At 44.0% G+C, this 25,239-nt stretch carries 28 protein-coding genes and 1 tRNA gene; 15 read left to right on the top strand and 14 right to left on the bottom strand.

The features are described 5' to 3' along the window. Complete coding sequence (locus ACZ1GZ_RS06250) at positions 1-1,080, top strand: tyrosine-type recombinase/integrase (protein WP_472667613.1); 1,080 nt, start codon at positions 1-3, stop codon at positions 1,078-1,080. A 14-nt stretch (positions 1,081-1,094) separates the two neighbouring features. Here the strand turns inward: ACZ1GZ_RS06250 and ACZ1GZ_RS06245 are convergent. Continuing rightward, a tRNA-Arg gene (locus ACZ1GZ_RS06245) sits at positions 1,095-1,171 on the bottom strand. 214 nt (positions 1,172-1,385) lie between these two features. Between ACZ1GZ_RS06245 and ACZ1GZ_RS06240 the strand changes: the two genes are divergently transcribed. Next, the gene (locus ACZ1GZ_RS06240) at positions 1,386-2,243 is read left to right on the top strand and encodes an urease accessory protein UreD (RefSeq protein ID WP_472667612.1); all 858 of its coding nucleotides are present in this window, start codon (positions 1,386-1,388) and stop codon (positions 2,241-2,243) included. Positions 2,244-2,246: 3 nt separating this feature from the next. Here ACZ1GZ_RS06240 and ACZ1GZ_RS06235 read toward each other — a convergent pair whose 3' ends face one another. Further along, the gene (locus ACZ1GZ_RS06235) at positions 2,247-3,041 is read right to left on the bottom strand and encodes an N-acyl homoserine lactonase family protein (RefSeq protein ID WP_472667611.1); all 795 of its coding nucleotides are present in this window, start codon (positions 3,039-3,041) and stop codon (positions 2,247-2,249) included. A gap of 137 nt (positions 3,042-3,178) precedes the next feature. On the opposite strand from ACZ1GZ_RS06235, the gene ACZ1GZ_RS06230 reads away from it, so the two are divergent. The 4 genes from ACZ1GZ_RS06230 to ACZ1GZ_RS06215 are packed head-to-tail and all read left to right on the top strand — an operon-like array spanning position 3,179 to position 6,297. Then, entirely contained in the window at positions 3,179-3,850 is a 672-nt protein-coding gene (locus tag ACZ1GZ_RS06230; protein ID WP_472667610.1) for a GntR family transcriptional regulator, read from the top strand. An 11-nt stretch (positions 3,851-3,861) separates the two neighbouring features. Beyond that, positions 3,862-4,965: an isocitrate/isopropylmalate dehydrogenase family protein gene (locus tag ACZ1GZ_RS06225; RefSeq protein WP_472667609.1), complete on the top strand. Its 1,104-nt coding sequence runs from the start codon at positions 3,862-3,864 to the stop codon at positions 4,963-4,965. Further along, positions 4,962-5,990, top strand: a complete 1,029-nt coding sequence (locus tag ACZ1GZ_RS06220; RefSeq protein ID WP_472667608.1) for a Gfo/Idh/MocA family protein — start codon at positions 4,962-4,964, stop codon at positions 5,988-5,990. Before ACZ1GZ_RS06225 ends, ACZ1GZ_RS06220 begins: the two co-directional genes overlap by 4 nt. Before the next feature lie 22 nt (positions 5,991-6,012). Further along, the gene (locus tag ACZ1GZ_RS06215; protein ID WP_472667607.1) at positions 6,013-6,297 is read left to right on the top strand and encodes a putative quinol monooxygenase; all 285 of its coding nucleotides are present in this window, start codon (positions 6,013-6,015) and stop codon (positions 6,295-6,297) included. A 49-nt stretch (positions 6,298-6,346) separates the two neighbouring features. On the opposite strand, the gene ACZ1GZ_RS06210 is transcribed toward ACZ1GZ_RS06215, so the two are convergent. Next, positions 6,347-6,886 (bottom strand): tetratricopeptide repeat protein, encoded by a 540-nt coding sequence (locus ACZ1GZ_RS06210; protein ID WP_472667606.1) that lies wholly within the window; start codon positions 6,884-6,886, stop codon positions 6,347-6,349. A gap of 260 nt (positions 6,887-7,146) precedes the next feature. Between ACZ1GZ_RS06210 and ACZ1GZ_RS06205 the strand changes: the two genes are divergently transcribed. The 6 genes from ACZ1GZ_RS06205 (at position 7,147) to ACZ1GZ_RS06180 (ending at position 11,694) form a co-directional block, all read left to right on the top strand. Next, a complete protein-coding gene (locus ACZ1GZ_RS06205; RefSeq protein ID WP_472668244.1) occupies positions 7,147-7,623 on the top strand; it encodes an RNA polymerase sigma factor in 477 nt (158 codons plus the stop codon). Next, a complete protein-coding gene (locus ACZ1GZ_RS06200; protein ID WP_472667605.1) occupies positions 7,620-8,414 on the top strand; it encodes an anti-sigma factor family protein in 795 nt (264 codons plus the stop codon). The genes ACZ1GZ_RS06205 and ACZ1GZ_RS06200 overlap by 4 nt, the downstream gene beginning before the upstream one ends. Before the next feature lie 29 nt (positions 8,415-8,443). Next, positions 8,444-9,343 (top strand): LysR family transcriptional regulator, encoded by a 900-nt coding sequence (locus ACZ1GZ_RS06195; RefSeq protein ID WP_472668243.1) that lies wholly within the window; start codon positions 8,444-8,446, stop codon positions 9,341-9,343. 101 nt (positions 9,344-9,444) lie between these two features. Next, the gene (gene comD, locus ACZ1GZ_RS06190) at positions 9,445-9,942 is read left to right on the top strand and encodes a sulfopyruvate decarboxylase subunit alpha (protein ID WP_472667604.1); all 498 of its coding nucleotides are present in this window, start codon (positions 9,445-9,447) and stop codon (positions 9,940-9,942) included. Between the two features lies 1 nt (position 9,943). Further along, a complete protein-coding gene (comE, locus tag ACZ1GZ_RS06185; RefSeq protein ID WP_472667603.1) occupies positions 9,944-10,507 on the top strand; it encodes a sulfopyruvate decarboxylase subunit beta in 564 nt (187 codons plus the stop codon). 65 nt (positions 10,508-10,572) lie between these two features. After that, the gene (locus ACZ1GZ_RS06180; RefSeq protein ID WP_472667602.1) at positions 10,573-11,694 is read left to right on the top strand and encodes an alpha-hydroxy acid oxidase; all 1,122 of its coding nucleotides are present in this window, start codon (positions 10,573-10,575) and stop codon (positions 11,692-11,694) included. On the opposite strand, the gene mobB is transcribed toward ACZ1GZ_RS06180, so the two are convergent. Together mobB and mobA are read right to left on the bottom strand one after the other, a co-directional pair. Beyond that, complete coding sequence (gene mobB, locus ACZ1GZ_RS06175; protein ID WP_472667601.1) at positions 11,691-12,200, bottom strand: molybdopterin-guanine dinucleotide biosynthesis protein B; 510 nt, start codon at positions 12,198-12,200, stop codon at positions 11,691-11,693. The genes ACZ1GZ_RS06180 and mobB overlap by 4 nt on opposite strands. After that, a complete protein-coding gene (gene mobA, locus ACZ1GZ_RS06170; protein ID WP_472667600.1) occupies positions 12,197-12,811 on the bottom strand; it encodes a molybdenum cofactor guanylyltransferase MobA in 615 nt (204 codons plus the stop codon). Before mobA ends, mobB begins: the two co-directional genes overlap by 4 nt. A gap of 186 nt (positions 12,812-12,997) precedes the next feature. Here mobA and ACZ1GZ_RS06165 point away from each other — a divergent pair, with 186 nt between their 5' ends. Beyond that, complete coding sequence (locus ACZ1GZ_RS06165) at positions 12,998-13,366, top strand: gamma-butyrobetaine hydroxylase family protein (RefSeq protein ID WP_472667599.1); 369 nt, start codon at positions 12,998-13,000, stop codon at positions 13,364-13,366. Positions 13,367-13,406: 40 nt separating this feature from the next. Next, positions 13,407-14,552 (top strand): iron-sulfur cluster carrier protein ApbC, encoded by a 1,146-nt coding sequence (gene apbC / locus ACZ1GZ_RS06160; protein ID WP_472667598.1) that lies wholly within the window; start codon positions 13,407-13,409, stop codon positions 14,550-14,552. Between the two features lie 51 nt (positions 14,553-14,603). Here apbC and ACZ1GZ_RS06155 read toward each other — a convergent pair whose 3' ends face one another. The 4 genes from ACZ1GZ_RS06155 to ACZ1GZ_RS06140 form a co-directional block, all read right to left on the bottom strand. After that, positions 14,604-15,767, bottom strand: coding sequence for a winged helix-turn-helix domain-containing protein (locus ACZ1GZ_RS06155; RefSeq protein WP_472667597.1), 1,164 nt, complete (start codon positions 15,765-15,767; stop codon positions 14,604-14,606). A 31-nt stretch (positions 15,768-15,798) separates the two neighbouring features. Continuing rightward, positions 15,799-16,536: an SDR family NAD(P)-dependent oxidoreductase gene (locus ACZ1GZ_RS06150; RefSeq protein WP_472667596.1), complete on the bottom strand. Its 738-nt coding sequence runs from the start codon at positions 16,534-16,536 to the stop codon at positions 15,799-15,801. Between the two features lie 82 nt (positions 16,537-16,618). Then, positions 16,619-17,218 carry a DedA family protein gene (locus tag ACZ1GZ_RS06145; RefSeq protein ID WP_472667595.1) on the bottom strand — a complete coding sequence of 200 codons (600 nt, stop codon included), beginning with the start codon at positions 17,216-17,218 and terminating at the stop codon, positions 16,619-16,621. Then, a complete protein-coding gene (locus tag ACZ1GZ_RS06140; RefSeq protein WP_472667594.1) occupies positions 17,211-17,660 on the bottom strand; it encodes a hypothetical protein in 450 nt (149 codons plus the stop codon). The genes ACZ1GZ_RS06145 and ACZ1GZ_RS06140 overlap by 8 nt, the downstream gene beginning before the upstream one ends. 229 nt (positions 17,661-17,889) lie before the next feature. Between ACZ1GZ_RS06140 and ACZ1GZ_RS06135 the strand changes: the two genes are divergently transcribed. Beyond that, positions 17,890-19,020 carry a GNAT family N-acetyltransferase gene (locus tag ACZ1GZ_RS06135; protein WP_472667593.1) on the top strand — a complete coding sequence of 377 codons (1,131 nt, stop codon included), beginning with the start codon at positions 17,890-17,892 and terminating at the stop codon, positions 19,018-19,020. A 21-nt stretch (positions 19,021-19,041) separates the two neighbouring features. On the opposite strand, the gene ACZ1GZ_RS06130 is transcribed toward ACZ1GZ_RS06135, so the two are convergent. From ACZ1GZ_RS06130 to ACZ1GZ_RS06110, 5 genes are all read right to left on the bottom strand, one after another. Next, positions 19,042-19,749 carry an acylneuraminate cytidylyltransferase family protein gene (locus tag ACZ1GZ_RS06130; protein WP_472667592.1) on the bottom strand — a complete coding sequence of 236 codons (708 nt, stop codon included), beginning with the start codon at positions 19,747-19,749 and terminating at the stop codon, positions 19,042-19,044. Further along, positions 19,727-20,881 (bottom strand): UDP-N-acetylglucosamine 2-epimerase, encoded by a 1,155-nt coding sequence (gene neuC, locus ACZ1GZ_RS06125; protein WP_472667591.1) that lies wholly within the window; start codon positions 20,879-20,881, stop codon positions 19,727-19,729. The genes ACZ1GZ_RS06130 and neuC overlap by 23 nt, the downstream gene beginning before the upstream one ends. A 5-nt stretch (positions 20,882-20,886) precedes the next feature. Beyond that, on the bottom strand, positions 20,887-21,924 hold the full coding sequence (locus tag ACZ1GZ_RS06120; RefSeq protein WP_472667590.1) for an N-acetylneuraminate synthase family protein: 1,038 nt from the start codon (positions 21,922-21,924) through the stop codon (positions 20,887-20,889). Between the two features lie 33 nt (positions 21,925-21,957). Next, positions 21,958-23,913, bottom strand: a complete 1,956-nt coding sequence (locus tag ACZ1GZ_RS06115; protein WP_472667589.1) for a tetratricopeptide repeat protein — start codon at positions 23,911-23,913, stop codon at positions 21,958-21,960. Between the two features lie 185 nt (positions 23,914-24,098). Next, complete coding sequence (locus ACZ1GZ_RS06110; RefSeq protein ID WP_472667588.1) at positions 24,099-25,232, bottom strand: aminotransferase class I/II-fold pyridoxal phosphate-dependent enzyme; 1,134 nt, start codon at positions 25,230-25,232, stop codon at positions 24,099-24,101. Positions 25,233-25,239: the final 7 nt, after the last annotated feature.

Genomic DNA, 25,239 nt, shown 5'->3' with positions numbered 1-25,239 from the left:
TTGCCGAGACGACAGAAGCCAGCACGGCTGTGGTACCGGAAAGACGACGACGTTTGGGTCATCCTCCACAACGGCACCCAACAACGGACGGGATATCGCCTTGAACAGCGCGATGAAGCTGAAGAGGCTCTCCGCGAATACTTAAATGAAAAGAGTAAAACATTTCAGAGGGATGTTGACCCAAGTACAGTAAAGCTTGGAATAATTCTTGACGCCTACGCCGATGCTAAAGGTCCCAAACAGAAAGCCCCTGAACGCACAGGCTATGCCATTGAAGCTCTCGCACCCTTCTGGGGTGACCTGACCCCGAACGATGTGACAATTACGAATTGCACTGAATATGAACGGCAACGCGGAGTAAGTCCTTCAACGATACGCCGTGAGTTAGGTGTGCTGAACACCGCATTGAATCACGCAACCAAGGCCATGGGGTTAGTTAATACTCCCAGAGCAGAGTTGCCAGAGAAACCAGAGCCTCTAGAGAGGTGGTTAACACGAGAGGAAGTGTCAGCACTTCGCAAACACGTTCCACCCCATATTGATCGCTTCATTATACTCTCGCTGTTCACTGGAAGAAGGAAGAACGCTGTCTTGGATTTACGTTGGAAACGTTCACCTCATCACGGTTGGATCGACATGGATAAGCAGATGATTCACTTCAAAGGATATGCGGACACCGAATCAAGCAAACGCAAGGGTTCGATCTCCATGCCTTCCAACTTGGTTAAGATCGCAAAGTTATGGCAAGAGGATGGAAACGAGTCGGTCATCCATTACAAGGGTAATCCAGTCTCGAACGTAACGACAGGCTTTAACAACGCTTGTAAACTCGCTGGTCTTGATGATGTAGTACGTCATACACTGAAGCATACGGCAGTCACATGGGCATTTCAGGAAGGCATGATGCTGGAGGACGCTGTCGAATATTTCGCCACGTCAGCAGAAACTTTGTTGAAAGTTTACAAACAACATTCGCCTCTCCATCAGCACCGTGCTGTGGCTGTTATGAACCAAATTGGAAATGATATCGTTGCGGATAACATTGCGGAACATCAATTTTCCGTGGCTGAGATTGGCTAAGTCATTGAAAAGAATGGCGCACCCGGCAGAATTCGAATCTGCGACCTCTGCCTTCGGAGGGCAGCGCTCTATCCAGCTGAGCTACGGGTGCATAAAAGGGATGAAAGCCTCGCCTTTGTTGGATATCTTCTTAAACGATGATCTATCATGCGGCAAATTAAAATTGTGAGGCTGAACGCATTTATTTCCTCTTTAAAACTTTAATGCATTGAAAAATGGAAACCCCGCTATTTTTACCAAATGGATTGCGAAGTCTTTAGCGAAGCGATACATGAGATATTGTTAAACTAAGGTGTGAAACATTAATGAATGCAAGTCATCTCGCAACGGCAGACAATGTCATCAGTATGCAGCGTGCCCGTGGTCACGGAGAGTTATTTGTCAAACGCTCAGGTGATCAAAATAGGTTAGAACGTCTTTTTCAAGAAGGATGCGCACGGCTGCGCATGCCTAATCATGACAAAACAGACCCTATTGAAGCTGTGATGATCAACACCTCTGGCGGTTTAACCGACAATGATCACCTTAGCTGGAAATTTGGTGTTGAAGACCACGCGCAATTGACCATTACCAGTCAGGCGTGTGAGCGGATTTATAAAGCTTCACGCGCTTTGCCGGCTTTAATTGATGTTAATATCAATGTTGGCAAAGGTGGCTCTTTTGCATGGCTACCGCAAGAAACGATTTTGTTTGATCAAGCGCGACTTAAACGCAGCATCAATGTCGACTTATCCGACAATAGTGAATTTTTGATGGTTGAGCCCCTCATGTTTGGACGCCCTGCAATGGATGAAATCGTGTCGTCAGCATCGCTTCATGATCAGTGGCGTGTTTTTCAAAACGGGCAATTAATTCATGCGGAAAATCAAAAAATTGATGGCAATGTGGATCAAATTTTAAAGCGTGATACAGTGACATCAGGTGACCTTGCTACTGCATTTATATTGTATATTGGCCCGCAAGCGGAAGCAAAGTTTGAGAAGGTTAAAACATCTGAGGATGTAAATATCGGCACGAGCATCTGGCATTTAACAGGCCAAAACACCCATAAACTCGTTATTCGCATGAGCGCGGCTACAAGTTATGAGCTACGAAAATCTCTCATTCCTATCATTAACGTCTTACATGGCAAAAATGCGCTGCCGAAGGTCTGGCATAGCTAAGCGTTAGGGTTTTAATTTCCCTGCATCTAAGCGCCAGACAAAACCAGATGTGCCATGGACTGGGTACATTTGCGTCACCAGCGGATCATGCCCCGGGATCACGCGATCGTTTGAGCCGCCTATTTCGACAATCCGGTCAAACCCTGCAAACATTGCATCCAAATTATAGACAATTGGAAATGGCTTTTTGTCGATGAAATTTTCATAATAATGCGACGCGTCAGAGGCTAAACATAAAGGCCCGGTTTTGGTCATAACTTCCACCACCTGCAATCCGTTTGAATGCCCTCCGACATTATGAACACGTACACCTGGTGCAATTTCAGCCGAACCATCGTGAAAAACAACGCGCCCTGAATAGACATGGCGCACCATTTCACACACATGATCCGCAGTAAAAGGTGCTTTAAGCGTTTGATCACACATACATGGCCCAGTGGCAAAAGCCATCTCATCGCTTTGTAAGTGAAAGATTGCATTAGGATAGCGGTCCAAGCCACCCGCATGATCATAATGCAAATGGGTGATGATCACCGTATCAACCGTTTCTGCATTGAGACTTAAAGCTTCAATTGCTTTGGCAGGATTGCGGATAATGGGACGCGAACGGCGATCAGCTTCTGCATTATCATAGCCTGTATCAACGACAATATTTCTGCCATTATTGGATAAAACCCAAACGAAATAATCCATGCCATGAGGTTCGCCAGCATGGTCATCATCGATAAAACTTTCCGCACGGGTTCTTGAATTACGGTCCGCATATTTTAACGCATAGACTTCCCAAATATCAGACATTTATATTTCTACCTCCAACTCCGTGGCATATTTTTCGCATTTATCTGTATGAAATCATAGTTTTATATTAATGTATACATTAAAGTATTTGACGTGAAGACAAAATCATGCGAATTCTGTAGCCGGGAGCGGAACTCATGATGCAGAAATCTAGATCAAGTCTTGTCAATGATGCCTATCGGCGTCTGAAGCAGGAAATTCGTTCAAATCGGCTGCCACCCGGTTTTCATGGAACGGAACCTGAGATGGCGGAACGTTTGGGTATGAGCCGCACACCATTACGAGAGGCCTTGGTCTTATTGGAAGCTGACGGTCTGGTAGAAATGAAGCCCAGACGCGGGATATATATTTTACCAATTTTACCTCAGGATATGAGAGAAATTTATGAGGTTTTAACGGCTATTGAACCCGAAGCTGTCGCCAGTTTAGCTGCTCGGAAGTTATCGGAAGAACAACTCAAACCGCTGATTGACGCAACGTTGCGGATGGAACAGGCATTGGAAGATGATGATCTTGAGGCCTGGGCGGATGCTGATGATGAGTTCCATAAAGAATTGCTGGTGCTGCATGGTAACAAACGGCTCTTATCTATTGCTAGTTTGTTGTTTGATCAGGCGCATCGGGCGCGCGTTATCACTTTGCGCATGCGCGAAAAACCATACCGTTCAACAGCTGAACATAAAACAGTTGTTGAACATATAATTAGGGGTCAAATCGAGGAAGCCAGAAGCGTTTATCGCGAGCACCGCGAGCGCGCAGGCGCAGAGCTACTTGCAATTTTGGCTAAATATAAGCTTCAACAGCTATAGAAAGAAAAAGAATGTCGCTAAAACAAAGCGTCGCAGTCATTCGCGGCGATGGTATTGGAATTGATGTAACAAATGCAACGTTGGATGTTGTGGAACAAGCAATGGCCAAGGTCGGCGATTGCGCACTTGAATATAATGATATTGCAGCAGGCGCCGGTTACTACAAAGAGCACGGCATTGACATCGAACCCGGAGGCGAGGAAAAGGCCGGCGAATCTGATGCAATATTTTTGGGTGCGATCGGCCTACCTTCAATTCGCCATCCGGATGGAACCGAAATCTCCCCTCACCTTCGACTTCGCGATCGATATGGTCTTTATGCGGGTGTGCGACCCATTAAAGCGTATCCAAACGCTCCGCAACGTTTGGCTGATCCGAAGGCCGCTGGTATTGATATGGTTATCTTGCGAGAAAGCACTGAAGGTTTATTTTATTCAGCTGCTGTGCACAATCGCAGCAAAATTGTCGAAAATGAGGAAGTTTACGACAGTCTGTTAGTTTCAAGAAACACAACAGAACGTCTGCATAAATTTGCTTTCAATTTAGCAAAACGTCGTAAGTTGCGCGGAAAGCTTGGTCGTCTCACCTGCGTTGACAAAGCCAATGTATTTAAATCCATGGCGTTTTTCCGCCAGATATTTGATGAAATCAAAGCCGACCATCCTGAAGTTGAAACATCTTATAATTATGTTGATGCGCAAGCGTTAGACTTAGTACGTAAACCATGGGAATTTGATGTCATGGTCATGGAAAACATATTTGGCGACATCTTATCTGATCTTGCGGGCGGCTTAGTCGGCGGCATGGGAATGGCATCTTGTGCGGAAATTGGTGATGAAATTGGCTTGTTCCAACCCGCTCATGGTAGCGCTCCTGATATCATGGGGCAGGACAAAGCTAATCCATTAGCCGCCATATTAAGCGGTGCACTTATGCTCGATTTTCTTGCCGATAAATCAGGTAATGAGGCTTTTGCAAAAGCTGGTGAACTTATTGATCAAGCCGTTGACAATGGCTTTGCAAACAACTTGTTACGCCCATTTGAATTTGGTGGTGATATGGGGACCAAAGCCATGACACAAGAAGTTATATCACAAATTGGTTCTATCGAATGAGCGATGCATTAAAGGTTGCTGTTGCTGGGCTTGGATATTTTTCGGAATTCCATTTAAATGCGTGGACTGAGCTTGAAGATTCTGAGCTCGTCGGCGTGTGTGATATCAGCGAAGAACGTCGCAATTGGGCACAAGACAAATATGACGTTGTCGCCCTTGATAATCTGGCGGATCTTGCTGCAAAAAAACCCGACATTGTTGACATAGTCACACCACCACCATCGCATTTTAAACTGATAAAAGAGCTTGCGGCAAAAGACCGAATTATAATTTGTCAAAAACCATTTTGCCAAAGTATTGAAGAAGCAGAAGCAGCGATTTCCCTTGCTAAAGAAAGAGGTTGCCGGATTTTCATTCATGAAAACTTCCGCTTTCAACCTTGGTACCGGACAATTAAGAGCTACATTGATCAAGGCGGACTGGGCAAAATTTATCAGACGCGGTTTTATTTAAGGCCAGGCGATGGGCGTGGGCCAGATGCATATCTTTCGCGCCAACCCGCATTTCAAACAATGCCACGCCTGTTAATTCACGAAACAGGTGTTCATTTTATCGATCTGTTCCGCTGGATCTCTGGTGAGATTGAAAATGTCTATGCGGACATTCGCAAGCTAAACCCGGTCATTGCCGGCGAAGATACCGGCCTGGTGATTATGAACCATAAGAACGGTAGCCAATCGATACTTGATGGCAATCGGTTGTCTGACCACCCGACAGATAATTTACGTCGCACCATGGGTGTTCTGCAAATTGAAGGTGAAAAAGGCACATTAGATCTAAACGGAATGGGCGACATTACATTCAGACCATTTGGCTCAAACTCGCTGATAGAATTACCAATAACGCTTGAACTCGATTTAAATGCATTTGGTGGTGGTTGCGTTAAAGCGCTGAATAGACACATTCTTCTTGCTGCTCGTGGCAAAGGTGAATTTGAAAATGAAGCTTGTGATTACTTATCGGTCATGAAGGCGAGTGAAGCGAGCTATCAATCCGTACAAACTGGTCGCAAGATTGCGTTGTAAACAAGAGTTTTGGAGCGAATAAATGTATGTTGTATGCGTAACATTTAAAATCAAACATCAAGATATTGAGGCATTTATGCCTTTGATGATCGCAAACGCGACAACCTCATTCGAACAAGAAGAGCAGTGCCAGCAGTTTGATGTGTGCGTTGATGAACACGATACGTCGATCGTTTTTTTATATGAAGTTTATAATGATGAGGCGGCATTTAAAATACACTTAGCATCTGCACATTTTAAAGAATTTGATAGAGCCGTATCTGACATGATTGCTGATAAGAAAGTTCAGATCCTTACCCGCATATAAAAGGCGGCCCAGTGCGAGCCGCCATTCAAATTTTAAAGGTTACGTCGGCTTAGTAGCTGTAGCCTTTGCCACTTTCAATAGCGTTTGCAAGTGCAACTTCTGGCCATGTGCCTTTGCCACCACGGGCATTAATTTCAACAAGCTGCAAACGTGCTGCATCTTTATCGCCCTGTGAGACCAATCCCTGACCCATATATGAGCGTGCAAGGAGATTGTTTGGATCTGCAGCAAGTGCTTTTTGATAATATGCCATGCCTAGATCAACGTTACCTGCCTTGCGGTGTGTAAACCCGTAATATGTCAATACACGTGTATCTGATTGGTCAGACATTGCCGCCAAAACGACTTGTGCATTTTTATATTGACCAGCGTAAGCCAATTCGCGCGCAGCTTCATAACGTGCATCGTCAGTTAACAGTGAGCTTTCAGCGTCTAGGCATTTTTTCATTTTTTTGTCCCAAACCTGGCCATCTTTACATTCCATAGATGTTTTTGTTTTCTTTGGTGGCTCATCACTGCTTGAACCTGCTGCCATAGCAAAACTGGCTGGGATTGTAAGTGCTAATGCGATTGTCATTGCTTTCATCATGATATGTTCCTTTGTGGTTTGTAATTTCAAAAATTTCTTGTGTTCTGATGTGTCGTACGAAATGATTACGCATTGGGTTTGGAAATTATTCACGAAAATGATATTTTTTTATTTTCAACTTTGTGTGAATATTCCTCAAGGTAAAGACGTAATAGTACTATAACGCAGGTTTTGAGATGGACAAATCTTTAGGATCTGACAGAGAAAAACACAGCTGGTAGTGAGTTATTTTGGTAGCACCACACGAATTTAAAACCAGAATGATTGCGCTATTGCCAAGGCTTAAACGGTATGCCTTGACATTAACGCGGTCCTCTGCGGACGCCGATGATCTGCTGCAGGAAACCTGCACGCAGGCTCTATCAAAATGGGATAAATATGATTCTAGCCAACCGCTGGATCGCTGGGCATTTACGGTTATGAGAAACACTTGGATAAGTGAACAGAGAAAACGAAAGGTAAGGCAGGGAGCTGGGCAGATGCAAATTGAAGATGCACATGATCTAAGTGACAATAACGATGCGGATGAAACTTTATTTGCGCATCAAATTGGAAGCCTTGTTATGAAACTACCAAGCGAACTATCCCAAACACTGTTGCTCGTTGCAAAGGAAGGCTTCACCTATAAAGAAGCAGCTCAAGCTTTAGATATCCCGGTTGGCACGGTGATGAGCCGCATTCACCGAGCACGAAAAATGATCAGTGAAACCCTTACACCAAGGGAAGAAACGATATGAGTGATTTATCAGTAAAATTAAGTGCGTATCTTGATCAGGAATTGCCTGAAGATGAGCTTGAAGAAATTCGCCATCTAATCGAGACCGATCCCAAGGTTGCCGAAGAGTTTGATAAGCTAGCGCTTGCAAATGACCATGCCTTAACCGAGTTTGAGGGACTGCTGGATAATGATACATCCAACGACTTAATCAGCATGATTGAAAATGCTGATCTGCAACCAAGCGTAAAACCTGTACCTGTTGCGGCTAACAATAACTTTAGCTTTCGCTCTATAGCTGCGGGAATTGCATTGCTGATTGCCGGTGGGATTGGTGGATTTGTCTTCAACGAAACCAATCAACCGGAAATAACGGTTGCTCAAACCACAGGTTGGCTCCACCATGTTGCTGACTATCACGGAATTTATGCGCAACAAAAACGGCATTTGGTCGAAGTTGGCGCCGATGAATCTGATCATATCGTTGGCTGGTTAAGCAAAACAACAGGATTGCCATTTTCAATTCCTGATATCACCGATGCTGGGTTTGAATTCCAAGGTGCGCGATTGCTTGTTGTGAAGGGCAAACCTGTTGCTCAGCTAATGTATAAAGATCAGGCGGGAGCTGTTATCGCGATTTGTTTCCAAAACAGTTCTGGATCGATGATGGGATCTGATGAGACTAAATCAAGCACGATCAATGGGTTTGATATCTTGTCCTGGTCCAAAGGCAATGGCCAATATTTGGTCATTGGGGAACAAACAGAAAGTCGTTTGAAAGAAGTGGCGGATCAAGTTAAGCTGGACATTTAAGTTCCACACTCAGTCATTGAGGTTTTGATCTGTCCATATCTCTTTTAAAAACTCTGATTGCAATTGCAGATCATGGCAGTTTCAGTGCAGCAGCTGAAAAAGTATATGTTTCACATGCTGCTGTAGGACAGCAAATGAAGCGTCTTGAAGATCAGCTGCAAATAGAGCTTTTTGATCGCTCACAAAAGTCACCTCAGCTCAATGCACTGGGCAAGGCATTTGTTCCCAAAGCTCGTGAGGTGGTGGCGGCATATGACACGATGCTGGATGATATTGTCGGCACAGCGCAACTCCATGGAGAGTTAATCATTGGTGCAGTGCCATCGGTGATCCGCGAACTTATTCCGCGCACGATCAAAAAGCTAATTGAGACATATCCTGAACTGCATATACGCGTAGTGCCCGGATTATCTGAGGATCTTCATGAACAACTCGAACGCGGTGCCGTTGATGCCTGCGTGATTGCTATGCCCACTCATATAGGTGCACATATGGAGTGGCGCCCTTTTGTTGAAGAAGAGTTGGTTTTGCTAACCGCTCCAGAGGTTGACGAAACAGATCCGGTGAAACTTTTGCAAACCCTGCCCTATATAAGTCAAACACGGCGTGCATCTGTTAGCCAACTGGCGGAGGACTGGCTTTTAAAAAACAATATTTCCGTACGTCCCTCCATGGAAATGGAATCATTGGAAACATTAAGCAGCATGATTTCACATAATCTGGGCGTATCTATTGCGCCAAACTTATGTGTTCCGGATTTAATTTTTAAATCCTTACGCAAAATTCCATTGGATATAGAGAAGAATGACCATTCAGCCGGCCGAATTTTGGGCATATTAGCCCGTAAAAACAGCTCAAAATCAACATTAATCGATAAACTGCTTGAAACTGTTGAAAATATTGTGCTGGCAGAAAAGTCAGGCTTATAAGTAAAAATTTATTTTACATTTTGTCAAATATCTTTGCCTTGAATTAAATTTACATTTATAAGATAACCCAGGTAACCTAACCAAATAGGAGCTAAAATCCCGTGTCCGTTAATGATAAAATAGTTGCAGACCTCGTCGCCAACGACGTCAATTTTGTAACGACAGTGCCATGTAAGCAATTGGCTGGCGTTATTGATAAAATCGAGGAAAGTGAAGACATCTATCACATTCCTGCCAATAAAGAAGACGAAGGCATGGGCCTTTGCGCTGGTGCGTATATGGGCGGCAAGCGTCCTGCAATCATCATGCAGAACACTGCTATTGGTGTGACCGTCAATACGCTTGTGACATTAACACAATACTACCGCATGCCGCTCCCAATGCTGATTTCTTATCGCGGTGAGCTTGGCGAACCTGTTGCGTGTCAGGTCGAAATGGCTGTGCATACAAAGGCGCTTTTGGCTCAGCTCAACATCCCAACATATCACTTCCACCATGAAGACGATGTGCAAGAGCTAGATAAAATTTTGAAATATACATTCATGTGCAACAAACCAGTTGCGATCCTCACCGATGCTTCATTCTGGAAAGGATACTAATATGATCCGCTCAGACGTATTAAAAGAACTTATGCCAATCATTTCTGACCAGCTTGTTGTATGTAACATTGGTCTTCCAAGCCAGGAATTGCATTTGATGGACGATCAGCCAAGCAATTTCTATATGCTTGGAACCATGGGCCTTTCTTCATCAATCGGTCTTGGTCTTGCCTTAGCTCAAAAAGAAAAAGTGATCTCAATTGACGGTGATGGTTCTGTTTTGACCAACTTTGGTACATTACCGACGATTGCCAACAATGTTGCTGATAACTTTATTCTTCTTATCATCGATAATGGTAGTTACGGTTCAACCGGAGACCAACCAACATATGCTGGTAAGAAAACATCTCTAACTGCTGTTGCAAAAGCTTGCGGTTGCGAAAATGTTATTGAATGTTCTGCTGAAGATACCGCCAAAGTTGTTCAAGAAGCACTTGATGGTGATAAAATGACTATCATTGTGAGCAAATGTGAATCAGGTAATATCAAAGTTCCTGTTATCACTATGGATCCTGTTGTTATTCGTGACCGCTTTATGAAAACGGTTGCTGAGCGCAACGCCTAATCCATGCTTTAAGAAGCATCTTCGCATCTTATGTAATTATAAACTTACATTAGGAAATGAAAACAATGCTTCACAACAACGAAATACATACATATGAAGATGCGAGGCGCTTAGCAAAAAAGCGCCTCCCTTGGATGGTCTTTGATTATATAGACGGGGCCGCAGGCACCGAGGCTGGCGAGCAATATAATCGCAATGAGATCCAGAAAATCAAACTTCAGCCCCGTATTCTAAATAATGTCGTTGAACGCAACATAAAACCAATACTATTTGGCAAAGAAGCTGGCCTTCCCTTTGGTATTAGTCCAATGGGCATGTGTAATCTTGCACGCTACGATGCAGATAAGCTAATGGCTCGATTTGCAGCAAAACACCAAATACCTGTTGGCGTTTCAACAGCGGCTTCCACTTCCCTTGAAGATATGGCGGAAATGTCTGAAGGCAATGCTTGGTTTCAGCTCTATTTCAGCGGCAACAAAGACGATTCCCTTAAACTCATTGATCGCGCAAAAGCTGCTGATTATCAAACACTTATCTTAACTGTTGATGTGCCTGAAGTGGGCAGACGACCTCGTGAATTACGTCGCGGGTTTAAGATGCCCTTTAAGATTGGCATTCCTCAGTTCATAGATTTTGCACTCCATCCCCAATGGTCGCTCTCGACCTTGTTTCATGGGAAACCAGAACTTGCAAACTTTGGCGGCCAATTTGGTGAATTTGATCGCACCAGTAGTCGCGCAGGTGCAGACTGGGAGTTGCTTCAGGATATTCGCAACAAATGGCAAGGAAACCTTGTGGTGAAAGGCGTTTTGGATCCGCGCGATGCGGTGAAACTTAAAGATGCAGGTGTAGATGCCATTCAGGTATCTAGCCATGGCGGGCGTCAGTTGGATAGCGCTCCAGCCCCTATCCACGCGTTGCAAGAGATCCGAAAGATGGTCGGAAATGACTATCCATTGTTCTTCGACAGCGGGCTGCGGTCGGGTGAAGATATTCTTAAAGCCTATGCTTGTGGTGCGGACTATGCGTTTCTTGGCCGACCGTTTTCATACGCAATAGCTGCCAGTGGTAAGCATGGACTTACTGTTTATGTTGATAATGTCGCGTCAGATATTAGTATTGCACTAGCACAATTGGGGTTAAACGATATTAACGCAGTTTCCAAAGAGTCATTATGTAAGTATTAGCTTACATATAAGTCCATATAATCAATAATAAAATCAGCAATCATCGACACATTATTGATATCAAGCACAGGCAATTCAGTTTCTTTGGGCATATCCGTTGCATAAGCGACAACATTTTTCATCTGCCCCCTTCCCTCATTTTTCAAACTCTCGATTCGAATTGTCTGAATTTTGGGTATATCTGACGATTTAAACCCTTCGACTAGTATGAGATCTACAGCTGACATTTTTTCAAGCAACTGATCTAAACTCCACTCTACTTCGCTTGCCGCGATTTCATGCATGAGGGCAAATCTCTTTGAAGACGCAAGCATCACCTCGCTGGCCCCTGAAATACGATGCTTGAAGCTATCAGTCCCTTCTTGATCCACATCGATATTATGATGCGCATGCTTAACGCTCGATACGCGCAAACCTCTTGTCGAAAGCTCTTTTATAACGGCCGATGTCAGCGTAGTTTTGCCTGAATTTTTCCATCCAGAGATACCAAATACTTTTTGCGTCATTCCAGATCACCATTAGATGCGAGTATCTGTTGCACCTGATTCCAATCTTCAGGTGTGTTTATATTCGTAAACGGATCCATTTCCTGTGTTTTGATATCTACCTGCACCCAATTTTTTGATCTAATAAAAGTCATAACTTTTCGGTTCTCAGGGTTTTCGAGATAAATTGATAAATCCTCTAAACAATCAACCGACCACAGGCCAAATAGTTGCTGCGAATAACCATTATAGCGGGGGATGGCGATATGGTGAGATCCAATAGCATCATGCAGTGTTCTAGTCAGGTCTTGCGCAAAGAACGGAGCATCCGCAGGTGCTGTCATTATATAATCAACCGAAACGTTATTTTGCTCAACCCAATTGAGCACGGAAAAAATGCCAGCCAATGGCCCCTGATGGTCTACAAGCTCATCGCCGACAATGTCATAACCTAGCTCATCAATCGCTGCATCCGGAGCATTTGAATTAATCACAACCTTATCTGTCTGTGCAGAAAGCCTTCTTGCGGCGCGCGCAACTAAAGGTTCACCGTTGAGCTTAAGCAACAGCTTATTAGCACCTGTCATTCGGCGAGATTGCCCACCTGCAATGATTGCTCCGAGAATTTTCATTTCTTCCCTTAAAAGCTCAAACATCTCTGGTATTTGGTGTGCTTTCAAGCTTTATTTTTACAATCTCGGTGCGACACATCACCCAAATGGAAATTAATCGCTATTAGACCCTAGACAGTATGTAATTCTGTTCCTAACTGTAGACGAAATAAACAAACACACATTGTGCTAAGCAGGCGCTGATTAATGACCGAAACTAATCCGAATGATGTTCCAAAAGATATCCGCGTTTCAAAAGAACGTGGGATTATGAAGCTGTTCTACCACGATGGAACCGAGGGTGAGTTGTCTTCAGAATATTTGCGAATTTCATCGCCGTCAGCGGAAGTTAAAGGCCATGGACCGGGGCAGGAAGTTCCGCAGGTTGGCAAGCGCAATGTATTGATAACAAATATTGAACCCGTTGGACGTTATGCCATCCGGATTATCTTTTCTGATGGGCATGATACAGGTATATTTAACTGGCCTTATCTGAGGCAATTGATCGATGAAAGGGAAACCAGATGGTCTGAGTATCTACAGGATCTCAATTCCAAAGGGCTTTCACGCGATTAAGGCTATTTCGAGCCACATTTATTAAACAGCAGGACAAGAAATGTCACAAGTAACGAACGAAACCGTAATTGAATGTCTTAAGACTATTAAAGGTCCCGATCTTGAGGGTGACATTGTTTCCCTTGGCCTCGTGAGTCCAATTATGATTGATGGTGGCAAAGTCATTTTCACCATCACTGTACCATCAGATCAGACAGAAAAGCTCGAGCCTATGCGCCTTGCCGCACAACGGGCGGTTAGCGAATTAGAAGGTGTTACAAACGCCACCGTGATTTTCACGGCAGAACGTGCCGGTGGATCAGCACCAAGTTCTCAACGTCCAACAGCGTCGGCCACTCCACCTAAAGCACCGACAAGTTCTGCAGCACGACAAGCCAACAATAGTGCTCCGGTTCCAGGCATCAAATCCATTATAGCCGTTGCCTCTGGCAAAGGTGGCGTTGGCAAATCAACGACATCGGTAAATTTGGCAATCGCTTTGGCAAAACTTGGCCAGAAAGTGGGAATATTGGATGCTGATATTTACGGACCTTCTATGCCGCGCCTTATGGGAATTAATGAGCAACCAACGGTGAATGGCAAAATTCTAACCCCTCTTGAAGGCCATGGTGTTAAAGTAATGTCTATGGGCTTTTTGGTAGAAGAAGAAACACCGATGATCTGGCGAGGACCAATGGTGATTTCAGCGCTTACACAAATGCTGCGCGAAGTTGCTTGGGGTGATCTTGATGTGCTGGTTGTTGATATGCCGCCAGGGACCGGTGATGCACAATTGACCATGTCTCAAAACGTGCCTCTTGCTGGTGCGGTGATTGTATCGACTCCACAAGACATTGCACTGATTGACGCACGCAAAGGGCTCAATATGTTCCGCAAAGTCGACGTGCCAATTTTAGGTATCATTGAAAATATGAGCACCTTTATCTGCCCCAAATGCGGGGAGCGTTCAGAGATATTCGGCCATGGCGGTGCACGTGATGAGGCTGAAAAAGTTGGCGTTCCGTTTTTGGGTGAAGTGCCTTTACATATGGACATTCGCAAGAATTCAGATGGCGGCACCCCTATTGCTGCCTCTGAACCAGATGGACCGCATGCAAAAGTTTATGCAGAGATTGCGCAATCAATCATTAATTCACTTGATGGTGCTGGATTTGAAGGTGTCGCACCAAGCATTACGTTTGAGTAGATAAACGTTTTCTATTTCAATTATTTAAGCCCGGTTGTAATGATCGGGCTTTTATATGTCACACGACCATATGATGTCGCTGACCTTGATAAATCTTGCCAAGCGTTCAAGTTCACCGTGGAGCTTTTGTATTCGAGCTGGGGTCCATTTAGTCTTCCCTTCCGGCCAAAACTGAATGATGTTTAACGCACCTTTTTTCCGGTCCGCCTTTACTTCTATTCGTCCAACAAAACGATCGCCTTCCAAAATCGGATAGACGTAATATCCCCATTGCCGTTTAGCTGCTGGAACAAACATTTCGATACGATAGTTAAAGCCAAATAAACGCTCTAAGCGATTGCGATCACGAATTGCTGGATCAAATGGATTTAAAATCCGAAGACGGGATGTTGGCTTTTCTAAATTCGCCAGACGGTCCTCAATATTTGCCGGTCCAAAAGCTTCGACCCAGCTTTTGTCATGGGACTGGATGCGCAGTGGAACTAAATGTTCGTTTTCACTTACCCATGACTTAACTTCATCCAGATCAGTTGCTTCCCAGAACTTGTGCACATCAGATGCATTTCCAAACGATAAACGATCGAGTGCCGCTTCGCATAGCCAGTTTATCTGTTCCTGTTCATCGATATTTTGATCCCACAATTGGCTGGGAAACACGCGCTCTGCTAAATTATAAAACTTGGTGAAATTTACACGATGGCACGTCGCTAGTTCACCCGAATACCACATATAATCCAGAGCTAGCTTATGCGGCGGTCGCTGCCACATGGCTTTCTCACCCTCGATTTTGGTATCAAAATCATGGGTAGATAATGGTCCTTGCGCGCGAATTCGGTCTTTGATTTCTTGCCGCCCGTCAGGTCCCAACATGCTAGAATACCAGTTAGAATTATCGATCCGATCTTTTTTTCGTTTAAACTGCCGCTTCCACATGGGCAAGAACTCCATGGGAAGAACCGACGCATCATGGGTGAAATGCTCAAAAACAACACGATCTTTACCCAATGCTTTATCCAGCATGGGTTCGCGATAGTTTTGGTTTCGGCTCCATAAGATATGGTGATGGGCCCTCGACACGACCTGAATCGTATCGAGCTGAACAAAGCCAAGATCATGAATAATCTTTTCCAAGTTCAAAGCACCCGTGGGCGCTTTTGCCAAACCAGTTGTAGCCAACCATAGAGATCGTGCTGTCCTATTATCAATTTCTAGCATTTATTCGCCGCTAATTTGGCCGCTGAGCCAACTAGTAAGTCGCTCGACCACCCGATAAATCAAATACGCCACCTGTTGTGAAGCTGTTTTCTTCTGAAACCAACCACGCAATCATATTTGCTGCTTCCTCAACCTCAAGGAAACGACCACGCGGGATTTTTGATAACATATATTGAATATGTTCTTCGCTCATTTGATCAAATATCCGAGTCTTGGCTGCCGCCGGTGTTACACAATTAACTGCAATATCTTCATCTGCATGTTCTTTACCAAGTGATTTCGTAAGCGCAATAACACCAGCTTTCGCAGATGAATAAGCTGATGCATTCGGATTACCCTCTTTGCCGGCCACCGAAGCGATGTTTAAAATACGGCCATATCTGTGGGCCTGCATGCGCGCAACAACTGCTTTATTGACTATAAAGGTGCCATTAAGATCAACATCGATCACTTGCCGCCATGCGTCGATATCATAATCCACGAGCTTTTGATTTGGTCCGGTTATTCCCGCACTATGAACAAGCGCGGTTATGGGTCCCAGTTTATCCTCGGTCTCGCTCACAGCATCAAAAACCTGCTGCGCGTCGATGACATTTACCGAACATACACAATGAGGAAAATCACTTAAGACGGTTTTGGCAGCTTCCATTGCTGCCTTATCCATATCCCAAATTGCTATAGAGAAGCCGTTTTTTGCAAGCCGGATGGCTGTTGCCAGACCAATACCTTGCGCGCCGCCTGTGATAACCGCAACCTGTTTCCTACCCATTATGATATCCCCTCCTCAACAAATTATTCTTCCAAAATATTAGATTAACTCAAATTAAGTTAATTTTCATAAGCAATTGTTTTTATGTGTTTTTATGATGCATCCAAGATCTTACTAACCAGATAATGCTTATCAAGCCAACGAGACCTGCAATGATGAATCCTAAGAAATTACTCACTAGATCAGTCAGGTTAGACAAATGCCCCGCCGAGAAATAACCGACACAGACATAAGCTAACGTCCAGCATGCGGCGCCAATACTGGCAGAGATTGAAAAGTTTGGCCACTTAAAACCTGTTGCCCCACATATATAACTCACCCAGGGCCCTGCAGGGCTTACAATTGTGCGTGATAAAATGATTGCGGTATTCCCGCGTTTATCCAAAAGCCCTTCGGCTTTGCCGATAATTTTCTCAACTTTTTGATAGTTCTTCAGCTTATTAATTAGGCCTGGACCGCCTTTTCTTGCAATTTGATAGGCAATTTGATCACCGGCGATAAAACTGAGCAACGTCACTGCAATCACATGCCAAAGTGTTAGATCGCCTGTTGCTGCGAACCCGCCAGCCGCGAGTGCCAGCATAGCCGAAGGCAATGGAATGCCCAGACATGCAATTGTTGTCACCACAAATACCACCAAGAGGCCATATTGCGGAATAAGCGCTAATACATAATCAGTCATTGGCATTTTCCAAGCTATTTGTCGCTGTATCGGCTTCCGGCTTTGAAAGTTTTTCCTTCTTTGGTGGGCGCTTTTTCTCAAGCGACTTTAAATGAGCCGCTTGCGCTTCATTAATTCGGGTTTGCAGCTCTTCCAGCGTAATGTCCAAATCTTCAAGCACTTCGGTCAATGGTTTGCGTTTATCGATTTTCGGCCTTATTCCCATCACCTCATCAACAATGGGCGGCGGCAGATCATAAGACATAACGACGTATCTCGGGGTCATCCAATATTCCAATGGCTGATTTTGATGCCTTGGATCCGCAAAATAAATCAGATTTGCGATGAAACCTTTAGAAAAGAATATGACTGCAATGATCGAGGCCAATAAAAGCCCGATGGGTATCATGTTTTTTCTGGCGAAAGCTAGGAAGGATCGATCCGTTGCTGCTTGGTTACTCACGATTATAACTACCTTTTTAAGATGTGATCTGTAAGAACTAAAGCCAATTGCAGCTGGTTTCAATACTTCGACCATAAAGCGGTGTTTTTGAAATGGATATACAATGACGTAGAGCGTTTTAGATAAATTTGTAACTATGCATTTTTTCTTATTTTAACAATTTTCAGGTAGGTTTCTGTCCGAATATGGGACAATTTGCAATAAAACCTGAAGAATTGTGGGCGCACGAATGGATATGGGTAGTCAAACAGCGAAAATGGATTATGGCGTTAATCATGGGCAATTATCAGAAGCATCTGAACGGTTAGCTGATGATATCATGATCGAACAAGCTGATGATTTTGATTTCACGAATGATGAATATAAGGCCCTGTTTCAAAATGCATCCGCTACAGCGTTTCAATCCGCTTTCTGGTTAGAAGAGCTGTATAAACAACTCGCACCTCACCGAGGCGCATCGAAAATCGTCATCACCGGCCGCAATAATGCAGATGGAAATCTCATATTTGTGCTTCCCTTGATTAAACGCAAACTCAAGGGCATCACACTGCTTGAATCCGCAGATCTTGGTGTATGTGACTATTCTGCGCCAATTGTGCACAAAGAGTATATCGACCAAATTGCAAAAGTTAAAAACTTGCCTTCAAAAATCAAAGCTGAGATTGGCAAGTTTGATATTGTTCGCCTTAAGCCCGTGCGTGATCAATCGCGCAAGGAATGGGAGATGTTCTTTGAAGGTCAGTTCGAACAATTAGATTTCTCATCACATGAGGCCGTGATGGGCGAAAATTATGCTGAATGGCGAGACGCATATTTTGATGCCAAACACCGCAAGAAAATTGATCAAAATGTTCGCCGGATCACAAATCATCATGATAAGATCTCGTTTGAACTAACTCCTGCGGATGAATGTGCGCAGATTATTGAAAAGATCCAATCGTTACGCGCAGGACGCTTTGAAGGCGACCCTATCCAGCAAGATTTCGTTCTATCTTTTTACAAAAAAATCGCCGAACAAGGGCAATTGGAAGGCTTTGCGCGTACCTATGTTTTAAAGGCTGATAACAAATTTGTCGGCGCATTGTTTGGTCTTACCAATAATAAAACCCATCATGGCATGCTAATGGCATGTGATTATGATGCTTTCGGCAAGTTTTCACCTGTATTTGGCATGGTTGATATGCTGATGGCCGATTGGCACAAAGATGGTGGACGTGTTTGCGATTTTGATATTGGCGACGAACCCTTTAAGCCCAAATTTGGTACGCAAGCAGTCAGATTATATAAGATGACTAAAGCTGTGTCCCCAAAAGGAAAGCTTGCTCTAAAGCTTCTTGAGACAGCAAATCGAACGCTTTAAGCGAACAATTATCCTTTGTGTCTATTTGGTTGCGCGTTCCAAAATCAACTGCTCAGCCCGTCGTAGGTCATCTTGCTCGTCAATATCAACGGTGTGTTCAGTTTGAACTGCTCCTATTGATTGGCAAGCCAATCCACCGTTTGCGATGAGCGTTTTTGCCGAAAACACGTATATCGCGCCATTTGGCCGAACCATCTTGGGTAGGTCCTGACGGTTTGTAAAACAATATTGGGGTTTTGATACCGGTAAAAACTCACCATTTACACCAATAGAGCCGTATTTTAAAAAGCCTGCATCCACTGGACTGACCGATTTAACAAGTTCAAAATTATTTGCTTTATAGAACGCAACAGCCTTTTGCACATCCTCATCAAGCCGTAGGGGCGAAGTTGCTTGAAGCAAGACGCATAACGCGGGGCTCAACGCGTTATTTTTAAGCTCCTGCACTGTATGAAGCAACACATCATCCATTGGCGTTTTATCTTGCGACAACTGTTCTGGACGCTCGATAATATAACAATTTTCCGGCAAATCAGCGCTTAGTACCGATGGTATATCTGTCGAAATCACGCATTGACCAAACAAACGCAAAGCTTGTTCAACTGAGTAGAGATACAAAGCTTTGCCAGCAAGCGCCGTAATGTTTTTATTGCGTAAGCCTTTGGAACCTTTGCGAATTGGGATAATCGGCAAAGGTTGTTCAGGATCAAGATTGATCATTTGTGCCATCGGCAAAGTATTTCTGTAGCGGGGTATCCCAAAATTCTGATGATAATAGAAGTTCAGCAAATTTAGCCGATGCTAATCCTTCACCAAAAGATTCATCACGTGGATAACGTTTGCCCCACTCATTTTCGATAAATGACGCGATTTTTTCAGTATCAAAACACGACGATTTAGCAACGGATGCCGCCAATGCACGATTGTTTTGCCGCGTTCCGAGACTTAGTGAAGGAACCCCAAGATAAGGCGCTTCTCGTACACCTGCACTTGAATTACCAACGATGATTTTAGCATTTTTCAAAAGTTCAGAAAAATACTGAAAACGCATTGAAGGAAGCACACGAAACCTGTCGCTTGGCAGCTTTTCAATCTCTTCCTCTATATCTTTTGAACCAGGATCATTATTTGGCATAATGACAACGAAATATTTGCCAGATTGCTTGAGAGTTGTGAATAATGATTTCGCTTGTTCTGCAGTTTTATGCACTTCTGACGTTACTGGATGGAATACACAAATACCGTAATCCTTGTTGGAAATTTCATACCAATCAAAAACTGCTTCGAGCGACACACCTGATGGTTTTGAGTGAATATCAAGCTCTGGAGAACCGATAACCTTTACAGATCTTGGATCTTCACCCAAGCGTATCACCCGTTCAGCCGCCACTTTCGACGAAACAAAATGAACTGTTGAAAGCTTGGTATTGCAATGACGAAACACCTCGTCAATCGTGCCTGAAACTTCACCACCTTCGATATGTGCACACATAATGTAATTCATCGCGCACACTAAAGAACAGGCCAACGCTTCAACGCGATCGCCGTGAATGATGACAAGATCAGGGCGCATCTCTTGCAAAAAGTCAGAAAAACCGGTGATGGTTTTCGCCGTTACCATATCTTGCGGGTCACCCTCACGCTGATTGATATATTCAACTATCTGAAAGCGGTTCTGCCGATATATTTCGTATTTTGTATGGCCATACTTTTTCATCATATGCATACCTGTTACAAAAAATGTAACAGGGAAGCCTGCATCCGCAGCAGCGATCGCTAACGGCTCTAGTTTGCCGAAATCTGCTCGTGTTCCTGTCACGAACAAAATATGTCGATCCTGTGGTTGGACCCTATTAGACATTGTGGTCATTCACCTGTTTCAAAATCAGACCAAGTTAGCTGCTGATTCTTTTTGACTGGTTTAATTAACCTCATTCCCACAACTTTATCAAACTCATAGCCAGGGATATCCCCATTACCGGGTCGTCGAGCCCATATATCTTGCTCTTTAATGACGTGGCCTTTTGGCAAATCAAGCTCGGATACCACCGATGCACGTGCAAATTTATAAACAGGTTCCTCATCCGGTGTGCGCTGTTTCGGATTATATAAGCTTGTATGAATTTCCTTACTTCGGTCGACTAAGAACCGCAATTCGCTCGGGTCCATTGAACAAATGATATCCGGTCCCTTGCGATGCCTGTCGTCAGTAAAATGTCTTTCGATAATGGACGCCCCAAGAGCCACAGAGGCAATTGCCATGCTTGGGCCAATTGAATGATCCGAAAAGCCAACGACTGCATTTGGAAACGCATTTTGTAGTTCTTTTATACCGCCAAGTGATACAATTTCTGGCGGTGATGGATAAAGGTTCGTGCATTCTAACAAAGCAAATGGCACACCAGATTGTTCTAAGATATCAACCGAAGCCTTGATTGTTTTTATCGACTGCATACCAGTTGACAATATGATCGGCTTACCAAAATTCGCAATATGCCGGATCAGCGGCAGATTATCAGCTTCACCGGACCCAATTTTGAAAGCAGGCACATCAATTGAGTTTAAAAAGTCAGCCGCTTTGCGTGAAAACGGTGTTGAAATATAAATCAGGCCAAGTTCTTCACTAAACCGCTTAAGCTCTATTTCATCCGCTTGCGATAGTGCACAACGCTCCATAACTTCCCAAATGGATACATCGGCATTGGGCGGGAAAATTGCCTTTGCTTCATCGGTCATCTCATCTTCAACGAAATGTGTTTGGTGCTTGATACATTCAGCCCCTGAAAGAGCTGCTGCGCGAACCATGTTTTTAGCAACAGCCAAGTCACCACCATGATTGATGCCAATTTCAGCTATCACCAATGGCGGATATTGTACCCCGATATCTCGATGGGCGATTTTCATGCACACCACCCCCAAATTTCAATATTCAACAGATCACTTGTCTAGAATTTGATACTGACGATCAAATTCCAACGCAGCGTCTTCACTAGCTATGTCGTCAGTGAAATATCTGTCAACTGAATTTAGGTCTTTCGCCCATGAAATGATTTCATCCCAATCATCGATAATGCTTTGAATGACAGCATCACCTTGATTGGAAGCGATTGGATAACCTTTACCATTTGGGAACCACGGTAACTTGTTGGTTCCAAGGAAAGTAGATGCACGTGGTTTTGGAATATAGATCATTGGTATCCCAAGACCGCCGCACAAATCACCAACAGAACCACCCACTGTGACCACTAAGTCGCATGCGCCCAATAGACCAGAGGCTGTGATCAAATCGTCTTTTTGATCGATATCGGTATAGTGATAAATATCAAGACCAGATTCACGGGCGCTTTGCACCTCTTCCAATCCAGCGTCATATTGAACATTGACCCATTTAATGTTGGGCAGGTCTTTAAGTGGTGCTAATTGTTTATCCGCAAAGAGGAAGCGGGCACGCGTCGCGCTCATATTATATGAACGCCAACAAATACCGACAATCAGTTCATCTTTCTTGGCTTTAAGGTCTTTGCGAATTTTCGTTTCGATTTCCGGGTAACGCTGCAACCAAGGTTTTTGACGTCCCTCATAGGATTCAACAGTTGGACGAACTAATGGCGCGAGGGATACAACCGGAATCTGATAATCGAAATGCGCATAATTTTCGTCGCCACGACATTCAATATCGCCCTCTGGCTGAATATTTGCCCAAGGATAGCTATGTTCCCACAATGGTACAAGCTTTTCAGATACCTCAAAGGTGACTTCACAGCCCATTTCTTCAAGATCTTGCACCATTGAGCCATAACGAAGTTCATCACCAATCCCCTGCTCACGCCAGACCAAAAGTTTCTTGCCTTTGATTGGTTCGCCTTTCCAGCGAGGAATGCTGAAGCGTCTGCGCTTTGATGTATATTCGCGCCATTTGAAGCGAATTTCGTAATTCTCATAAGCTTCTTTTAAATCCCCAATTGAGATCTGCAGATTGGCTAAGTTATATCTAATTGAAATGTCACTTGGATTTTCTGCTACAAGCGCTTTGTTCATTTCAATGGCTTTTTGAGGATCACCCTTGTCAGCATAAATTGCCGCCGCATGTGTCTTTAACAATCGGGCCAAAAGCGCGTTCTTAATCTTTTTATCGCTGTCGTCACCGATCCATTTGTTCAACACTTCCAGTGCTTCATCCCACCTATCGTAGGTTTGCAAATAATAGGCATAAAGGTTCTCAACGCGCGCCTGGTCATCTAGTTCAAATGTAGAATAATCAGTCCCTTCGACACTTGTTCTAATGTAATCAAAATCTTCCAAGCGAGATGCTATTTGAAGACGCTTGATATACAGCGCCGGCGTGATGGTTTCACCCCGTGCAAATAAGCGCTCTATAAGCTCTTCAGCGGGCTTATAGGAAATTGTTTCAAGATAAACGCCGATAAGCGCTATGATAACTTCTACATTTTCAGGCTTGATAAAATGCGCACATGAGAGCGCAATTTGTGCTGCATGAAAGCGTTCAACCGATTGCAGTGCGATACCCAAATCTTTCCAGGCATCGAAGTGACGTTCATCCATATCTGTGACGCGTTTGAACAGTTCAATGGCCGTCTCAACATCTTTCATCTGATAAAAGACTGTTGCCATCATATGAATAATATCGGGATTGGAAGGCTCTTGGTCAAAAGCAGCATTTAGCATGAATAGCGCTTTGTTAAAGTCACGATTTGCTTTCAATGCCGTTCCATACATCAGCAAAAACTCAGCGTCTTTGTGGCCAAGACTATGCAATCTATCACAAAGCAACACTGTCCGACCTGCATGTCCGGCACTCTGTAACTTTTTGATTTCTTTCAATATTCTTTTCGGTGGAGAATTAACACTGACTTTTTTTGCGGCTTGAGCCATCGAACTTGATCCCTATGTCTTCTCTCACTGGCGGACCAACTTTTTCAGCTGGGTTTGACATGCCAGTATATTCTTCATGTTAATGGGATAGTTAAATGAACTTGCGCGTACCTGTTGCCAACGAAATTTTTTACCCGGATTTCAGGGTTGAGAGCCGCTAAATTCGCACGCTAAAATGCCAAACTTTAGACTGCGTTTGCACGTCGATCGATGAATTTTCTCATAACCTGCAAACCCTCATCAATGCCAGATCGACCCATGCCTATTCTGAAATGTTGCTGAGGCGTTTCCATCAATTCCGATTTGTAAATGGAAGCCGGTAATAACAAGACGCCTTCGGTTTCAACCAGATCATGGCAAAAGGCCTCAACCCCATCTGCACCGAGATATTTTGGATAGGCAACACATCCACCATCTGGATGTGACCACTCAAACAGGTTCGGATAATCTGCGAAAAATGCATCAAGTTTGTTGCGATTTTCCAAAACAATTTTTCGGTTACGCGCTAATAATTTATCTTTCACAGACAACGCGATCACGGATAGTCTTTCACTTGGCGCTGAGCTGCAAATAGAAAGGTAGTGACGATATTTTTCTAAAGATGCGAGCAGCTCCTTATCCTGACAAGCTGCCCACCCAACTCTTAAACCTGGCAGACCATAGGCCTTACTAAGGACATTTACAGACACGCCTTTTTCATAGATATCGGCGATTTGCGGGATGCGTTTTTCCTCATCAACCTCCATTAAGCGATACACCTCATCGCTAAACAACCATATGCCGTGGTCCCGGCAAATAGCGATTAATTCATCAAGTGTCTTTTGATCAGGAATTACGCCTGTAGGATTGTTCGGGAAATTGATCGAGATAAGTTTTGTATTTGGACGAATAGCATCGCGTAATGCATCCAAATCCAGCCGCCAGTTTTCATCCGCTAAAAGAGGAACACCTGTAACCTTACAAATCGACAGCGGGAGGGTTTCAGCCGCCTGATAGTTTGGAACAACAACAATGGCATGATCATCGGAATTCAGCATGACGCGCATTGCAGCGTAAATGCCCTCTTCGATGCCTACAAAACACTGGATGTTATCTGCTTTGCAAACGTCATAGGTGCCTGCAATGGCTTCGCGCAAATCTTCTGCGCCGCGCGTTTCAGTATATCCAAGCCAACAATTAAGTAGTTCGTCCTTGGCATTACCTCCGGCCATTTCCAAAAGCTCGTTGACAGTCATGCTCTGCGCGTCTGAAGCCGTCATATGATAGCGCGCTGCAAATTCCCATTTTGAAAAATGTTTTTCGAGTTCAAATTCGCGCATTTGGATC

It is taken from the genome of Lentilitoribacter sp. JB5-8, from assembly GCF_055693385.1.
Note: the sequence above shows the minus strand (reverse complement) of the source record. Positions and strands in the feature narration are given on the sequence as shown.

Bases quoted from the DNA above. Each gene is read 5' to 3' on its own strand.
- ACZ1GZ_RS06240 (WP_472667612.1), top strand. From the start codon at position 1,386: ATGAATGCAAGTCATCTCGCAACGGCAGACAATGTCATCAGTATGCAG.
- ACZ1GZ_RS06235 (WP_472667611.1), bottom strand. From the start codon at position 3,041: ATGTCTGATATTTGGGAAGTCTATGCGTTAAAATATGCGGACCGTAAT.
- ACZ1GZ_RS06230 (WP_472667610.1), top strand. From the start codon at position 3,179: ATGATGCAGAAATCTAGATCAAGTCTTGTCAATGATGCCTATCGGCGT.
- ACZ1GZ_RS06225 (WP_472667609.1), top strand. From the start codon at position 3,862: ATGTCGCTAAAACAAAGCGTCGCAGTCATTCGCGGCGATGGTATTGGA.
- ACZ1GZ_RS06220 (WP_472667608.1), top strand. From the start codon at position 4,962: ATGAGCGATGCATTAAAGGTTGCTGTTGCTGGGCTTGGATATTTTTCG.
- ACZ1GZ_RS06215 (WP_472667607.1), top strand. From the start codon at position 6,013: ATGTATGTTGTATGCGTAACATTTAAAATCAAACATCAAGATATTGAG.
- ACZ1GZ_RS06210 (WP_472667606.1), bottom strand. From the start codon at position 6,886: ATGATGAAAGCAATGACAATCGCATTAGCACTTACAATCCCAGCCAGT.
- ACZ1GZ_RS06205 (WP_472668244.1), top strand. From the start codon at position 7,147: ATGATTGCGCTATTGCCAAGGCTTAAACGGTATGCCTTGACATTAACG.
- ACZ1GZ_RS06200 (WP_472667605.1), top strand. From the start codon at position 7,620: ATGAGTGATTTATCAGTAAAATTAAGTGCGTATCTTGATCAGGAATTG.
- comE (WP_472667603.1), top strand. From the start codon at position 9,944: ATGATCCGCTCAGACGTATTAAAAGAACTTATGCCAATCATTTCTGAC.
- ACZ1GZ_RS06180 (WP_472667602.1), top strand. From the start codon at position 10,573: ATGCTTCACAACAACGAAATACATACATATGAAGATGCGAGGCGCTTA.
- mobB (WP_472667601.1), bottom strand. From the start codon at position 12,200: ATGACGCAAAAAGTATTTGGTATCTCTGGATGGAAAAATTCAGGCAAA.
- mobA (WP_472667600.1), bottom strand. From the start codon at position 12,811: ATGAAAATTCTCGGAGCAATCATTGCAGGTGGGCAATCTCGCCGAATG.
- ACZ1GZ_RS06165 (WP_472667599.1), top strand. From the start codon at position 12,998: ATGACCGAAACTAATCCGAATGATGTTCCAAAAGATATCCGCGTTTCA.
- apbC (WP_472667598.1), top strand. From the start codon at position 13,407: ATGTCACAAGTAACGAACGAAACCGTAATTGAATGTCTTAAGACTATT.
- ACZ1GZ_RS06155 (WP_472667597.1), bottom strand. From the start codon at position 15,767: ATGCTAGAAATTGATAATAGGACAGCACGATCTCTATGGTTGGCTACA.
- ACZ1GZ_RS06150 (WP_472667596.1), bottom strand. From the start codon at position 16,536: ATGGGTAGGAAACAGGTTGCGGTTATCACAGGCGGCGCGCAAGGTATT.
- ACZ1GZ_RS06145 (WP_472667595.1), bottom strand. From the start codon at position 17,218: ATGACTGATTATGTATTAGCGCTTATTCCGCAATATGGCCTCTTGGTG.
- ACZ1GZ_RS06135 (WP_472667593.1), top strand. From the start codon at position 17,890: ATGGATATGGGTAGTCAAACAGCGAAAATGGATTATGGCGTTAATCAT.
- ACZ1GZ_RS06130 (WP_472667592.1), bottom strand. From the start codon at position 19,749: ATGGCACAAATGATCAATCTTGATCCTGAACAACCTTTGCCGATTATC.
- neuC (WP_472667591.1), bottom strand. From the start codon at position 20,881: ATGTCTAATAGGGTCCAACCACAGGATCGACATATTTTGTTCGTGACA.
- ACZ1GZ_RS06120 (WP_472667590.1), bottom strand. From the start codon at position 21,924: ATGAAAATCGCCCATCGAGATATCGGGGTACAATATCCGCCATTGGTG.
- ACZ1GZ_RS06115 (WP_472667589.1), bottom strand. From the start codon at position 23,913: ATGGCTCAAGCCGCAAAAAAAGTCAGTGTTAATTCTCCACCGAAAAGA.
- ACZ1GZ_RS06110 (WP_472667588.1), bottom strand. From the start codon at position 25,232: ATGCGCGAATTTGAACTCGAAAAACATTTTTCAAAATGGGAATTTGCA.